The 15,452-nt window shown below is 37.8% G+C and carries 13 protein-coding genes; 5 read left to right on the forward strand and 8 right to left on the reverse strand.

Going from position 1 to position 15,452, the window contains the following annotated elements:
- Nucleotides 1-66: 66 nt before the first annotated feature.
- Nucleotides 67-3,552 carry a protein O-mannosyl-transferase family gene (locus CKV81_RS02445; RefSeq protein WP_095070087.1) on the reverse strand — a complete coding sequence of 1,162 codons (3,486 nt, stop codon included), beginning with the start codon at nt 3,550-3,552 and terminating at the stop codon, nt 67-69.
- Nucleotides 3,553-3,772: 220 nt separating this feature from the next.
- On the opposite strand from CKV81_RS02445, the gene CKV81_RS02450 reads away from it, so the two are divergent.
- The 3 genes from CKV81_RS02450 (at nt 3,773) to rnk (ending at nt 6,671) form a co-directional block, all read left to right on the forward strand.
- Nucleotides 3,773-4,810, forward strand: a complete 1,038-nt coding sequence (locus CKV81_RS02450) for a PLP-dependent cysteine synthase family protein (RefSeq protein WP_095070092.1) — start codon at nt 3,773-3,775, stop codon at nt 4,808-4,810.
- A 93-nt stretch (nt 4,811-4,903) separates the two neighbouring features.
- Nucleotides 4,904-6,178: an aminotransferase class I/II-fold pyridoxal phosphate-dependent enzyme gene (locus tag CKV81_RS02455; RefSeq protein ID WP_095070094.1), complete on the forward strand. Its 1,275-nt coding sequence runs from the start codon at nt 4,904-4,906 to the stop codon at nt 6,176-6,178.
- 82 nt (nt 6,179-6,260) lie between these two features.
- Complete coding sequence (gene rnk, locus CKV81_RS02460; protein WP_095070095.1) at nt 6,261-6,671, forward strand: nucleoside diphosphate kinase regulator; 411 nt, start codon at nt 6,261-6,263, stop codon at nt 6,669-6,671.
- Between the two features lie 88 nt (nt 6,672-6,759).
- On the opposite strand, the gene CKV81_RS02465 is transcribed toward rnk, so the two are convergent.
- Both CKV81_RS02465 and atpD read right to left on the reverse strand, forming a co-directional pair.
- Nucleotides 6,760-7,041, reverse strand: coding sequence for a F0F1 ATP synthase subunit epsilon (locus CKV81_RS02465; protein WP_095070096.1), 282 nt, complete (start codon nt 7,039-7,041; stop codon nt 6,760-6,762).
- A 78-nt stretch (nt 7,042-7,119) separates the two neighbouring features.
- Nucleotides 7,120-8,628 (reverse strand): F0F1 ATP synthase subunit beta, encoded by a 1,509-nt coding sequence (atpD, locus tag CKV81_RS02470; RefSeq protein WP_095070097.1) that lies wholly within the window; start codon nt 8,626-8,628, stop codon nt 7,120-7,122.
- A gap of 207 nt (nt 8,629-8,835) precedes the next feature.
- On the opposite strand from atpD, the gene CKV81_RS02475 reads away from it, so the two are divergent.
- Nucleotides 8,836-9,771, forward strand: coding sequence for a bifunctional riboflavin kinase/FAD synthetase (locus CKV81_RS02475; RefSeq protein WP_095070101.1), 936 nt, complete (start codon nt 8,836-8,838; stop codon nt 9,769-9,771).
- On the opposite strand, the gene CKV81_RS02480 is transcribed toward CKV81_RS02475, so the two are convergent.
- From CKV81_RS02480 to CKV81_RS02495, 4 genes are all read right to left on the reverse strand, one after another.
- On the reverse strand, nt 9,755-12,403 hold the full coding sequence (locus CKV81_RS02480; protein ID WP_124806549.1) for a TonB-dependent receptor: 2,649 nt from the start codon (nt 12,401-12,403) through the stop codon (nt 9,755-9,757). The genes CKV81_RS02475 and CKV81_RS02480 overlap by 17 nt on opposite strands.
- Complete coding sequence (locus tag CKV81_RS02485) at nt 12,403-13,158, reverse strand: GLPGLI family protein (protein WP_095070109.1); 756 nt, start codon at nt 13,156-13,158, stop codon at nt 12,403-12,405. The genes CKV81_RS02480 and CKV81_RS02485 overlap by 1 nt, the downstream gene beginning before the upstream one ends.
- A 42-nt stretch (nt 13,159-13,200) precedes the next feature.
- On the reverse strand, nt 13,201-13,479 hold the full coding sequence (locus tag CKV81_RS02490; RefSeq protein ID WP_095070114.1) for a hypothetical protein: 279 nt from the start codon (nt 13,477-13,479) through the stop codon (nt 13,201-13,203).
- 136 nt (nt 13,480-13,615) lie between these two features.
- Nucleotides 13,616-13,981 (reverse strand): MmcQ/YjbR family DNA-binding protein, encoded by a 366-nt coding sequence (locus CKV81_RS02495; protein ID WP_095070118.1) that lies wholly within the window; start codon nt 13,979-13,981, stop codon nt 13,616-13,618.
- Nucleotides 13,982-14,100: 119 nt separating this feature from the next.
- On the opposite strand from CKV81_RS02495, the gene CKV81_RS02500 reads away from it, so the two are divergent.
- A complete protein-coding gene (locus CKV81_RS02500) occupies nt 14,101-14,757 on the forward strand; it encodes an NAD(P)H-binding protein (protein ID WP_095070120.1) in 657 nt (218 codons plus the stop codon).
- An 84-nt stretch (nt 14,758-14,841) separates the two neighbouring features.
- Here CKV81_RS02500 and CKV81_RS02505 read toward each other — a convergent pair whose 3' ends face one another.
- Entirely contained in the window at nt 14,842-15,417 is a 576-nt protein-coding gene (locus tag CKV81_RS02505) for a glutathione peroxidase (protein WP_095070122.1), read from the reverse strand.
- Nucleotides 15,418-15,452 lie beyond the last annotated feature (35 nt).

Here is a 15,452-nt window from a genome sequence, read left to right on the forward strand (position 1 = left end):
AGTTTTTAAAATTAAGCTAAAACAAAAGGCGGACAAAGCCCGCCAATGAAATAAATCCTATAAGTTTTACTGTGTCGCCCGCATGATCTGCGTTTCAATCTGCTTAAGTTTTTCCGGCCCGTAGGTGGAATCGTAAGGCTTCATCACATCAAAAATATAATGGTAGAAAGGAACGATATTCTGTATCTTATCAGCCTCCCTGTAAGCTTTTTCCTTGCCCATTGCTTCAAGGTCTTTGATGAAGGTATTGTAGCGCTTGTCCAGAGGCCCCAATGATTTTACGAGATAATCATAGGATTTATTTTTCTGTCCGAGTTTGTCGTAGGCATTGGTTACGGCCTGCACCACCATTGAAAATTCCAGAGGTTTTGTACGCATCTGTCTGCCGGCAAAACGCTGATCTTCCGGTGAGAGGCTGGTATAATAATCATACTCTTCAAAAATGCCTTTTTTAAGCTCTTCTGCCAGCTGAAGGCCTTTCTGTTCCTGGCCCGCAAGGATATAGGCATAAACTACGGCACTCAGCGAGCGTGGATCATTGTATTTCTGCACCGGAATTTCTTTGGTAACCAGATCCATTAGCTCTACAGCTCTCTGCCTATCACCTTTCATTACAAGTGCTTCCGCAGCGCGGCTGGCCGAACTTCTGTACCCCATGATGTTTTGTGTACAGGTTTCATCAAAATGAACATTCAAATCCTTGAAATTACCCCACTTGAAATTTTTAACAATTCTGTACAGGTCATCAGCATCTACCCTTCCCATGTCCCCGGACTCATCTTCAGGAGTTTTGATTGGAACCAGTCTGTAGCTAAAGCCGTCAAACTGCAAATAATCACCCAGGTAAAAGATATTTTCAGGATCATAAACTCCGCCGGAGGAGAAACTGATTGGCCTTTTCCAGTCGAAATTTGCCAGAATATCCATCAAAAGCATGCTGTTTTTAAACATACTTTGGCGTTTATAATCAACCGTGATCTGATCTACAGCCAACGCCGCATCCTGTGGCTTTATGATGCCCGATTTCACTGCATTAGCTTTATTCACCGGAATTACGAATCTGGAAACCGGAAGGAAATTAAACCGCTCGTATTTTGATTCACCAAAAAGTAATTTCAGGATTGCGTCTTTGCCTTCAGACTTTTTCTTTAAAAAATTTACCGCATCCTTCACCGTCATTGAATCCTGTGTCTGGAACTGTTTAAACTCCGAAAGTGAACTTTCAGGAATTCCTCTTTCGGCCAATGATGAAAACAGATCTTTCCATTGGTCCGGAGACATCAGATAAACCTGATCGTTGGTTCCTTCCCGATAATCTTCATGAGTAAGAACTGAGGGTACAGGCATGGAATTATAGGTCCTGCGCTTCATCTGGTCAATGTACCAGGGTGTAGAAAGTAAGGTAAAATTCACCAACTTCACATCGTCGCGGAAACGCTCGGTCTCCTGCATTCCCCAAAGCGGATAAGTGTCATTGTCACCGTACACGAAAAGCAAACCGTCTTTCGGCAGGGATTTCATCGTTGAATACGTATAATCGTAAGCCGTACTTCTGCCGCTTCTGTCGTGCGGGTTATAATTCTGGAAGCCCATCATCAAAGGAACACCAAGCAAAACCAATCCTGCAACGATATTGGCAGCATCTGACTTTATTTTTTTCTGTAAATACCAAAGAATGGCAGCTGCGCCCAGGCCGATCCAAATGGCAAAGGCATAGAAAGATCCGACCATCGCGTAATCTCTTTCACGAGCCTCAAAAGGTTTAACACCGGTGTAGAAGATAATTCCGACACTGGTTAAAATGAAAAGCGCCAATATCGCATAGAACCGCTCAAAATCTTTGTTTGCCTGATAAAAAAGCCCAATCAATCCCAAAATTAAAGGCAGAAAGAAAAACGCAACCGTACTTTCATTCTTAAATTTCGCAGGCATCTTATCCTGATTTCCCCAAAGCGCATTGTCTATGAAAGAAATTCCTGAAATCCAGTTTCCGCGGTTATTTTCCATATGACCTTCCAAATCGTTTTGACGGCCAACATAGTTCCACATCAGGTAGCGGACGAAATAGTAATAATTCTGAAAAGTGAAGAAATAATCAAGGTTTTGAGCTAGTGAAGGCCTTTGAACGTTTATCAGATCATAACCTTTCACATCCAAATAGTCATCAACTTTTATGGTGCCGTTGTCATATTTTGCCCTTAAATCATCAAATATTTTTTTAGCCTGCGGATTATCTGCAATATCCGGATTATCAAAGTTGAACGTAAAATCCGGTGCGCCATACATTGAAATATAGTTGGACATCACGTCTTTATCATCATTGAACATTCTCGGCATGATGCTCACATGGTCCTTGCTGTAAACATAATTGAAGCGCTCGCCCACTTTCCTGTAATTGCCGGCTTTTTCATCTTTTTCATAGATATCTCCAGTTTTATCCTGCTTGTAGCTACCGTCCTCATTTTTTACCATTCCGTTGTAATCCAGTGTTGCGGTGTAGTTTTGCCCATAAAGTGTTGGCCAGTCGCCGTACTGCACACGGTTGTAGTAATCAAGCATTCCGATGGCGTTATCCGGATTATTAAGGTTCATCGGTGGATTTGCATTCGCCCGGATTGGAATCACCAGCCAGCAGGAGAATCCGATAATCAAATAAATTACTGATAAAGCAGCCGTCTGATAAATTTTATTATTCTGTTTTTTAGCAAACTTTACCGCGTAATAACACAGCGCAACCAAAATGACAAACGCCATCACAGTTCCTGAATGGAAGGGCAAACCAATTCCGTTTACCGCAAATATTTCAATTTTCCCAAACATCGTCATGATTAATGGGAAAATGAGTTTAAACACAAAAATCAATACGCCCAAAGTAATGACGTTTGCAATGGCAAAACTCTTCCATGTGAACTTATAATTTCTGGCGTAATAAATAAGGCAAACCGCGGGAATCACCAGCATTACCATCATATGCACCCCAACGCCAAGCCCGGTCGCGAAGAAAATCAGGAGTATCCACCGTTCATTGTCCGATTCGTGGTATTCATTTTCCCATTTCATCATCAGCCAAAGAATCAGCGCGATGAACATGGAAGCCATCGAGTAAACCTCGCCTTCCACCGCAGAAAACCAAAATGTATCTGAAAAAGTAAATGCCAAAGCACCTACCAAACCCGCAAAAAGAATGGAAATTTCCTGATGTCTGCTAACTTCCTCAAAATCTTTATTTAAAAGCCTTCTCACCAGGTGCGTAATGGTCCAAAACAGAAATAAAATCGTAAAGGCACTGAACAGGGCCGACATGGCATTGATCACCACCCCATAATTGGCTTCATTTCCAAACGCAAACATTGCCGCAACCGCGCCTACCAACTGAAAAAGCGCCGCACCAGGAGCGTGGGTCACCTCTAATTTAACTGCAGATGAAATGTATTCACCTGTATCCCAAAAGCTGAATTTGCGCTCCATCGTGGATAGATAAGTTATGAATGCTATCACAAAAACAACCCAGCCCAATACAGTATTCCAGGTCTTGAAAGTCCAGTTTTTCATATATAAAATTAGATGTTGCGAAAATAAGATTTTTTAATTGAACCCCATTAAGCAACCAAGGGATTTTGGCTCAGTTTTTGACAAAACGGCCCTGAATGTAAAAATATGACTGAAGTCATTTTTTTGCTTATTAAACTTAACTAAATTCGCAAAATAACCGGAAACCAAAAAAAAATTGTAATTTTGCCGATGGTTTTTAGTGAAAAAATGATTTAGTAAAATGACGAATGTTTACAATAATATTCTGGAACTGATTGGTAATACGCCAATGTTGAGGCTTAACTCCGTTGTTAAGGATATTCCAGCGCAAGTATTTGCAAAACTGGAATCCTGCAACCCCGGGCACTCTACCAAAGACAGGATAGCACTTCATATTATTGAAAACGCCGAAAAGCAGGGAATCCTGAAATCTGATTCCGTAATCGTGGAAACTACATCCGGAAATACAGGCTTTTCAGTAGCAATGGTTTCCATCGTGAAAGGTTACAAATGTATCCTTGCCGTAAGCGACAAGACAAAACCGGAAAAAATCGCTTATCTGAAAGCTCTTGGTGCACAGGTTTACATCTGCCCGGCAAACGTTCCTGCAGATGATCCCAGATCTTATTATGAAGTGGCAAAAAGAATCGCTGCTGAAACCCCTAACTCCGTTTATATCAATCAATATTTCAACGAACTGAATATTAATGCACATTATAAAACCACAGGCCCGGAAATCTGGGAACAGACCGAAGGTAAAGTGACGCACCTGTTTGCCTGTACAGGGACCGGCGGTACACTTTCTGGTTCTGCTAAATTCCTAAAGGAAAAAAATCCAGACATTAAAATTATTGGTGTTGATGCTTTGGGTTCAATCCTGAAAAGCTACCACGAAACCGGCGAAATCCACAAAGAAGACATCCGGCCATACCAAATTGAAGGGATGGGTAAAAACCTGATACCTTCTGCCCTTCTTTTCGACAAAATTGATGAATTTGTAAGGGTAAATGACGAAATGTCCGCTTACAGAACCCGAGAAATCGCTTTGAAAGAAGCCATTATGGGCGGTTACACAACCGGCGCCGTTACTCAGGGATTTATTCAGTATGCGAATTCTCATCCGTTCAAGGAAAGTGATTTGGTGGTACTGATCTTCCCGGATCATGGTTCGCGGTACATTACCAAAGTGTACAGCGACCAGTGGATGGCAGAACAGGGCTTTATCAATAACTGCGTTCACAATTACGATGAGGTTTTCAAAACCGAATACGTAAAATGAAAATTAAAAATATCTGTAAAAGCCTTTTGATAGAACAAAGGGCTTTTTAGTTTTAAATTAATAAATTTGTAATATTATAAAATTCAAAATTTGATGGTAGATATATTTGAAAGAATCAAGCAAAACCCAGGACCATTGGGCCAGTTTGCTGATTATGGAGAAGGATATTTTATATTCCCGAAACTTGAGGGACCTATCGGGCCGAGAATGAAATTCCAAGGACGCGAAGTGGTGTTCTGGAGCGCCAACGATTATTTAGGGCTTTGCAATCATCCTGAAGTGAAGGAAGCTGATGCAAAAGCCGCTGCTGAATATGGTATGTTCTATCCAATGGGCGCCAGAGCGATGTCAGGAGAAACAGAACAGCACCTGCAGCTTGAGCGTGAACTTGCAGATTTTGTAGGTAAAGAGTCTGCATATCTTTTGAATTTCGGTTATCAGGGAATGGTTTCTACAATTGATGCTTTGGTTTCCAGACACGATGTTATTGTTTATGATTCTGATTCTCATGCGTGTATCGTGGACGGTGTTCGCCTTCACATGGGAAAAAGCTTCATGTACCGCCACAATGACATGGAAAGTTTTGAGAAAAACATCAAAAGGGCAACAAAGGTTGCTGAGGAAAACGGCGGCGGAATCCTTGTGGTGACTGAAGGCGTTTTCGGGATGACCGGACAACAGGGAAAACTGAAGGAAATTTGCGAATTTAAATCGAAATATGACTTCCGTTTGCTGGTGGATGATGCGCATGGATTCGGGACTTTAGGTAAAACCGGAGCCGGAGCCGGTGAAGAGCAGGGCTGCCAGGACCAGATTGATGTTTACTTCTCCACTTTCGCCAAATCTATGGCAGGTTTTGGAGCATTCATCGCCGGAAATAAAGAAATTATCCGTTATCTGAAATTCAACCTCCGCTCGCAGATCTTTGCAAAATCGCTTACAATGCCGATGGTAATCGGTGGGTTGAAGAGACTTGAACTTCTAAGAACAAGACCCGAAATCAAAGCTAAACTTTGGGAAAACGTAAACAAATTACAAAACGGGCTTAAAGAAAGAGGTTTCAATCTTGGTAACACAAATACTTGCGTTACGCCTGTGATGATGCAGGGAACCCCAGTGGAAGCTACCCTTTTGGTAAAAGATTTAAGAGAAAATTTCGGAATCTTTACTTCTGTGGTCGTATACCCGGTAATTCCAAAAGGAATGATTTTATTAAGATTAATTCCTACCGCTTCGCATACTGATGCTGAGATCAATGAAACCCTCGATGCGTTTGATGCAATCCACGACAAACTGGTGAATGGCCACTACAAAACTGCAGCTGAGAAACTGTTGGAAGAACAAAATTTAAGTTTTAAACCGCTTTAATTTTATTTAAATATAAATATTAAAACCGTTTGAAACTCTTCAGACGGTTTTCTTTTTGTGTAATTTCTAAAATAAAAAAAATATGAGCCAGATAATTATCAACAAGAATGACTATACGCGGATCCATCAAAGCATCAATCTTACAAAGCAGAACAACGCCATAAAAAAAGATGAGGCAGAAAAACTGATGAATGAGCTGAAATCTGCGAAACTTGTGGAACCGAACGACATACCGGAAGATGTGGTAACGATGAACTCTGTAGTAAAAATTCATTTCCAGAATAACAAACAGAAAATGCAGTTTAAAATCGTTTATCCGAAGGATGCTAACCTGAAAGAAAATAAAATTTCCATTTTCTCCGCCGTTGCCAGCGCACTGATCGGCTATAAAGTTGGTGACGAGATCGAATGGCTTCTGCCGTCGGGAATGACAAAGATTGTGATTGATGAAATTATTTACCAACCTGAAGCGGCGGGTGATTTAGACTTATAAAATTTGTAACAGACCGATTAATTTTCAGGATAAAAATAAAAACCTCTCATTTCTGAGAGGCTTTTTCGTTATCTGTGGAAGGGTCTCTTCATTCAGCCAGGATAATCCCTTTGTTGTTACTGAATTCTACCACGCCGCTTTTCACTCTGAAAGAGTAAACACTTTCCCTTTCATTTTCCTTGGTGAATTTTCCGGCAAATTTTTCGTCGATACGGTCTGTATAAACTTTGATTTTGCCGTTTACCAATGAAGCCACAATCGCCGCGTGATCTTTCTTGATATGGAAATCACCGTTTTTTCCGGGAAGCAGTACTGAACTTACCTCACCATCAAAAACCACGAATTCCGGAGTTAAAATTTTTATATTCATAAAAACAAATTTGAAATTTGATATTTGAAATCTGAAATTGCGATCAACTCAAATTTCAATCTCAAATTGTTAATAATTTTATGCGTTTTCAGCAAGAAGTTTCTGTCCGTGCTCGATGGCTTCTTCGATGGTTCCTTTCAGGTTGAAAGCCGCTTCCGGATATTGGTCAAGCTCACCGTCAATGATCATGTTGAAGCCTTTGATGGTATCTTTAATGTCAACCAATGCACCTTTAAGACCTGTAAACTGCTCTGCTACGTGGAAAGGCTGTGAAAGGAATCTCTGAACTTTTCTTGCACGGTAAACCACAAGTTTATCCTCTTCAGAAAGTTCTTCCATACCAAGAATCGCGATGATATCCTGAAGTGCTTTATATCTCTGAAGGATTTCTTTCACTCTCTGAGCTGTATTGTAGTGGTCTTCACCAAGGATTTCCGGAGTAAGAATTCTTGAAGTTGAAGCCAACGGATCTACCGCCGGATAAATACCTAATGCAGCAATTTTTCTGTCCAATACGGTAGTAGCATCAAGGTGGGCAAAGGTTGTAGCCGGCGCCGGGTCTGTTAAGTCATCCGCAGGTACGTAAACCGCCTGTACTGAAGTAATGGAACCGTTTTTAGTAGAAGTAATTCTCTCCTGCATCGCACCCATTTCAGAAGCAAGCGTTGGCTGGTAACCTACCGCTGAAGGCATACGCCCAAGAAGTGCAGACACCTCAGAACCTGCCTGTGTGAAACGGAAGATATTATCTACGAAGAAAAGTACGTCTCTTCCCTGCCCTGCACCGTCACCATCACGGAAATATTCTGCAATGGTAAGACCGGAAAGGGCTACCCTTGCACGCGCTCCAGGTGGCTCGTTCATCTGTCCGAAAACGAAAGTACATTTAGAATCTTTCATTTCTTCAAGATCGGCTTTGGAAAGATCCCAACCGCCTTCTTCCATAGAATGCATGAAACCTTCACCATATTTAATAATTCCGGATTCCAACATTTCTCTCAAAAGGTCGTTTCCTTCACGCGTTCTTTCCCCTACTCCTGCGAATACGGAAAGACCACCGTGGCCTTTAGCGATATTGTTGATCAGTTCCTGGATTAATACTGTTTTACCTACACCGGCACCACCAAACAAACCGATTTTACCACCTTTTGCATAAGGCTCGATAAGGTCGATTACTTTAATACCTGTGAAAAGAACTTCTGCAGATGTAGAAAGCTGGTCGAATTTTGGTGCTTCCCTGTGGATTGGCAAACCGCCTTCTCTCGAAATTTCCGGAAGACCGTCGATCGCATCTCCAACCACATTGAAAAGGCGTCCGTATACGGCTTCACCGGTGGGCATTGTAATCTGTCTACCCTGGCCAACCACTTCCTGCCCTCTTTGCAGTCCGTCGGTTGCATCCATCGCGATACATCTTACGCTGTCTTCACCGATGTGCTGTTCTACTTCCAGAACAAGTTTTTCACCATTATCTTTTGTTACCTCCAGTGCATCATAAATTTTTGGCAGCTCTGCTTCAGTAGCGAAAACTACGTCGATTACCGGGCCAATAATCTGAGAAATTTTTCCTTTAATTTGGTTTGCCATTGCTAAATTTTTTCGTTGTGCAAATATAATGATATTTAACAATTCTGCAATCCGCTAAAAAGAAGATTTTTATCATAATTTTCTTCAAGAATTTTTGGGTTGAAAATCGGGTAATTAAACTTCCAACTCCAGCGTCAGTTGTACCGATATCAGCAGCGCTAAACTTCTGAAAACTATTCCGTAATTTTGCAGCTAAATTTTTCAGTTTTGAAAATCTTCCAAAATTTCCGCGGCTTCAGTTCTGGTAAACCTTTGGCACTTTCCTTAGGTATGTTTGATGGCGTTCACCTTGGGCATCAGACCATCATCAGCGAGCTGAAGCGGATCGCTTCGGAGAAAAATCTCGAATCTGCTGTTTTAACATTCTGGCCACATCCTAGATTGATTTTCAACCCGAATGAAGATTTGAAACTGCTCAATACATTAGAGGAAAAGACTGCCCTTCTTGAAAATTTTGGAATTGAAAATCTTTTTTTGAAAAGTTTTGATGAAGAATTCAGAAATCTTACCGGCGAAGAGTTTGTAAAACAGATTTTGGTTGAAAAACTGAATATAAAACACCTGATTGTTGGCCACGACCATGTTTTTGGGAAAAACCGCAGCGGAGATTTCCAGCTGTTGGAAAAACTGGGTCCGGAATTAGGGTTCGGCGTCGAACAGATGGAAGCGGTAAACATCTACAATAACAATATTTCATCAACCAAAGTTCGCAATGCGCTTTTGGAAGGCAATATTAAAGACGCCAATCTGATGTTGGGCTACAATTACAGCCTCACCGGAACAGTGGTTCACGGAAAAAAAATCGGCCGCACAATTGGTTATCCTACAGCCAATATTGAAACAGATTCTCTAAAACTTTTACCAAAAAAAGGCGCCTATATCGTGGAAGTTTCACTTGGCGGAAATAATTATAAAGGCATGCTGAGCATCGGAACCAACCCTACCGTTAACGGCCAAAAACTTACGACTGAGGTCTATATTTTAGATTTCAATGAAGACATCTACGGAAAAGAAATCACCGTAAAATTCAGAGATTTACTTCACGAAGAAGTAAAATTTGATGGTCTTGAAAAACTGATTGAGAGACTGGATGAGGACAGAAGACTGACAGAAGAATTCTACAATTCTAAAAATTCTTATTAATTCCAAAAACGAGGTGTCTCGGTAAAAGTTTTTGTGTATATAGGCTTTCGCTGATATTGATAATCGAAAATCTTTGAATTTCATTTGAGTTTAAAAGATTATTTCCCATTAAAAACAGATTCATCTTGTAATCTTTTAATTGATAATTTACTTTAAAATCAAGAAACTGAAGTATCTTCTGTGAAGTGTTTCCGTACTTAAAAAACTCAAAATAAGACTCAAACCTAAACAAAGGATTGAAACTGTAATACAGATTTACAAATCCCTTTTCATCGGTATATTTTCTTTGATTAATTTCTGAGTTTATATTATTAAAAACCCATTCGTAGCCTGCTTCATAATTGATTTTTTTTGTCCAACCTGATTTCATTTCAAAGCCGGTTTTAAAATTTGAAAACTGTGTTTTTATTAATTCACCGCTGTTTACGCTGTTCTGATAATTGGACTGAAAGAAAGAATTTAAAAAACTGAATCTTGATTTTAGAAATTTCAAATATTTTCGAAGTTCCATATTTGCAGATAGATTAGTATTATTTTTTACTAAAATGCTCTGATTAAATGTATAATTGGGGTTTACAATCATATTATTGGAAATAAACTCTTCATTTTTGAAATAAAAAACATTCAATTGCAAGTATTCTGATAAAACATCGCCCAAATTATAAGAAAATGAAATATTGTACTCCGGTAATTGCTGAATACCGATATTATTTTGTTTAAAGTTTCTGTTTCCCTGATATATATAATTTGTGAAAACATCAGTAATTCCTGTCGAAGAGAATTTACGTGCTGCACTTAAATTAAAATTTCCTGTTTTTTTATTTTGATAACCCAAACTAAAACTTGGCGAGATGTAAAATCCATTTTTATTTTCAAAATTACTTTCTGAAGAAATAAATTGATTCAGAACGGTAAATCCATAATTCCATTTGTTTCTTTTATTAATATATTTTATTTGTGAGAACAAATTATTCTGCAAAAAATCATTGTTATTTATAAATCCGGAATTATCAAACGTGATATTTTGTCCTGCACTGTTGTATAATGCTATGTCTGAATGTAAAAAATCCTTCCGAAACTCATCCCCCATCTGCAACTCAAAAGTTCTATCCTCGCTCCAGCTCTTTAAGTATGAAAATTTCACACCGCCAAACTGCATTTTTGAATTTATGGACTGCTCTATTTTTTGAGCGTTAGGGTTTTCGGTAATGAACTGAAAGACCTCGTTTTCATCTGTAAAAAAATAAGATCGGTTTTGCTGTAAATATTTGGCTACCGCAACACAAGCTCTGCTCGAATCTATCTTCTGCGTAAAAACCAATCGGTTTTCGTTGGCGAAAAGTTTATTTTCCCCATTCTGCAAATTGGTTTTTCCATTAAAAATGAAATTATTGTTGTTATCTTCATTCAACTGAGAAAGTTTGTTGTAGAACATTAGTGAAGCATTTTTATACTCTTTCAGTAATTCAAATTTCCCCACAATATTTTGGCGGCTTTGTTTCCAAGTTTTACTTTCTATGTTGGTAAAATTCACATTGCTATAGTTGAATTTAGTGTAACTGTTGATAAAATTTCTGTTTTCCGTTTGGTTGAAAACGGTGACAAACTTCAGCTTCCAATCTTTCGGGAAATTGAAAATATAATTGAGCGAAGCCAATTTATCATTATTAAAATTCGTGCGTTTATCCTCAAACTGTGCGTTTTTAGAATGTAAATTAATTATTGAAAGCGTTCTTAAATTACTCCCTACATTTTCCACATCTTTGTCTGAACTGGGATTAATCAAATAATCTACGCCTTTCATTTCATCCAATCCCAAATTGTTATAGTTGAGTAAAGTATAGATTTTCTTTCTTTTAGAAAAATTCATCAGGTTCAGTTTTGCCTGATGCATATTTTCTTTATAACTCGTAGATGCCAATAATGTATTGCCAAACCATTTGCTTTTAGCGTCTTCTTTCAGTGTAAGATTTATGGCAACGCTTTCAGAATTTTCAATACCTTTCAGAAGTTTATTTCGGGAGTATTTTCTCAGAACCTGCACTTTATCCAAAGGTTTTGTTGGCATATTTTGGGTTAATGTTTGGTAACCACGTTCAAACAGATCATCGTTTTCTACCATAACACGTTCCACCTCTTTGTTGCCAAATTTTATTTTACCATCACTTTCAACGGTAATTCCCGGCAGTTTTTTCAAAAGTTCTTCTACGTTTAGTTCTGCTCCTGTAGAAAAATTCTGAACTTTGAATTCTACCGTATCTTTTTGGATTCTAATTGGGTTAGCTCTGGTAATAACCACTTCTTTAATCTCGGTCTCTTTCAGTTTATCAATTTCAATAGTTCCTAAATTAATAATTTGGTTTTGGGATGTAATTTTTACATCTATTTCTTTTGAATTAAAATTGAAAGCTTTTATCTGAAGTTTAAAAGTTCCCAACTTATCTGTAAAAACAGAAAAACTTCCGGTTTTATCACTAAAACCGAAAGTTTCTATTTCATTGTTTTCATCAAGCAAAATTATATTTGCCTTAAATGTTTGTTGTCTTTCTACAGGAATTACAAAACCTTTAACTTCCGTTTGAGCAGAAATTTTGATACAAAATATGAATAGTAATAAACATAGTTGTCTCATTAAGGTGTTTTAGTGTCATCCCATTCGAAAGATTTTTCAATAAATTCACTTCTTATAGGTGGTGTATTTGATAAAACGATGTTTTTCGGAAGATTTGCGATTTGCTTGTCTCTGATTTCAGTGTAATAAGCATTTTCATCTTTAATAAATGTTTTATAATCAACAGCACTCGCTTTTTGTGAATAAATTTCTTTAAACTTACTTGGAACACTCAAATTAGAATTAATCATAACCTTCACTGCTTCAAATGAAAAACTATTTCCAGTTTCAGCAGAAAGAATTAAGCCCGGTAATCCGGAAAGTTTCCAAGGACCTTCGGATGAAGGTAATTCATCAGTATACCAAGCTTTATACTCTCTTCCTCTAAATGTTCCAATTGCCAACCTACACTTATATCCTAAAATTGTTTTAAATTCATTTAATAATTTCCATTCTATGGGTTTTATAACATCTTTGTAAAAAACTTTATTTTTTTTAAAAAAAATTGCTCCATAGTAAACATTTTCCTTATCTTTTTTTAAACTGTTTACATAGATAGGTGATTCTAAGAAATCCTTATCTTTTAATAATTCACCATAATCGGAATAAGTTTTATGAAAAATATTAATATTAAAGATTCCATCGACACCATCAATTAAGTATGTAATATAATTCTGTTCTGCACTTTTCTTAATTGATTCATATTCAACAATAAGATTCTGTCCATAAAGGTTTTTACAAAATATAAATACTAAAATTATTGCTAACCTTTTCATAAAAAGATAAAATTATTAATACATTAATTTAAAACAATTTTTTTAGTTTGGACCACAATCTTCTTCTAATTGTATATTTCTAATGATTACAGAACCATCTTCATTTGATCCACAATCAGTCTCAAAACTTCCAAGGTTAGTTACCTCTTTGCTTCCGTCACACATTTTCATAGTGACTCTTATGCCTGTTGTACAACTGATAGCATCAGCATTTTTCTCATTATTAATGATATTCAATTCATTACTTTCATAAATTCCATTTGCTAAAGTAAATCCAGAAGTTCCAACTGTTAAAAACAGTCCTAATAGTAAATTTTTCATAACGTTTTAATTTTTTAGTTAAACTTGGTTTTTTGTTTTAATAAAGTGCGCAAATATTAAGAACACATCAAAGAAAAAAAAAAAAAAACTATTTGTGCAAATTTATTATGCAAATTTCGCTAAACAATCATAAAAATCACCCTTTTGTGTAATATTTATTAATTTCATCTTTTACTTTTTTAGTCAATGAATCAAAAATCAAATCATAAGACTGATCAATCATTTTCAGAATTAAACTTGGTTTCAAACCTTCACACACTACCGAATTCCAATGTGTTATATTCATATGGTAAGCACCTGTAATTTGTGGAAATTCAGCGCGCAGTTCCTCGCTCCATTCCGGATCGGTTTTTACAGAAATCGTTAAAGGCTGTGTTTCTAAAGGAACCAGCATAAACATCTTACCGCCAACCTTCATCACCAGCATTTCTTCATTAAACGGAAACGTTTCTTTTACTCCTTTTTTGGCGTTGCAGTAATCAAGAATTTGGGTAATATCCATAGCAGTATAAATGATAAGTGTTAAATGATTAATGATACAAGTTTAGCTTTTTATTTTAAAAAATTTACTAAATTAGTTTCAAAATCATTCATCAACCATCGTTTATCTTTTATAAAATTATGAAAGCACTTGTTATAGGTGCCACAGGCGCTACAGGAAAAGATTTGGTACACAAACTGCTCAACGATAAAGATTTTGAGGAAGTTCACGCTTTTGCGAGACGCCCTTTGGACATAGACAACGAAAAACTAAAATCCCACGTCGTAAATTTTGAAAAGCCCGAAGAATGGAAGGATTTGGTAAAAGGCGATGTTGCCTTTTCGTGCCTGGGAACCACACTGAAAGATGCCGGCAGCAAGGACGCACAGCGCAAAGTGGATTACGATTACCAGTATAATTTTGCGAAAGCTGCTAAAGAAAATGAAGTTGAAGACTATGTTTTGGTTTCAGCATACGGGGCCAATCCGAAGTCCAAAATATTTTATTCAAGAATGAAGGGCGAACTGGAACAGGCGGTGAAAGACCTGCACTTCAACAAGATTACCATCTTCCAGCCCGGCATGCTCGAAAGAAAAGACTCGGAGCGCACCGGTGAAGTTTTGGGCGGAAAAATCATAAAATTTGTCAACAAACTGGGAATTTGCGAAAGCCAGAAACCCTTGCCTACTGATGTTTTAGCACAGGCAATGGTGAATTCTGCCAAAATAAAATCAAACGGATATTCAAAAATAAAACTGGGCAATATTTTCAGTTTTGCCGAGAAAACGAACAGTTAATTTTATCAGATTCTTAAAAAAATTGCCACGAATTCACTGAGAAAAATTTAGTGCATTCGTGGCAAAATATTTTCAGGATGGAAACTATTTAAAATATTTCACAATCGCATCATCAGTCGGCTTGGTCGTGCTGATGAATGTATCAATCAGTTTACCGTTTTCATCAATTAAAAATTTTGTAAAATTCCAAAGGATTGCCGTGTTTTTTACGCCGTTCAGCTCCTTCTCAGTCAGGTATTTGAAGATGGGTGCGGTATCATCACCTTTAACGGAAACTTTGGCGGCCATCGGGAAAGTGACACCATAGTTTTTCTGACAAAAAGCACCGATTTCTGCATTGGTTCCCGGCTCCTGCCCCCCAAAATTATTTGCCGGAAAACCTATGATAACGACTTTATCTTTGTACTGCTGATAAACCTTTTCCAAATCGGCATACTGCGGCGTGAAACCGCATTCAGAGGCGGTATTTACTATCAGGATTTTCTTTCCCTTATAATCTGCGAAATTAATTTCGCCACCGTCCAGGGATTCTACTTTATAATCGTAAATTGTTTTGCCCATATTTTCTGCGGTTTTTTGTTGTGAAACTTCCGTTTTCTGGTTCATGCAGCTTTGCAGGAAAGCGACTGCTGACAAAAGGAAAATGAATACGCGTTTCATAATTATATATTTTTAAGGTTTACAGACTAAAATTC

Origin of the sequence: Chryseobacterium taklimakanense, assembly GCF_900187185.1 — a bacterium.
GTDB lineage: Bacteria > Bacteroidota > Bacteroidia > Flavobacteriales > Weeksellaceae > Planobacterium > Planobacterium taklimakanense.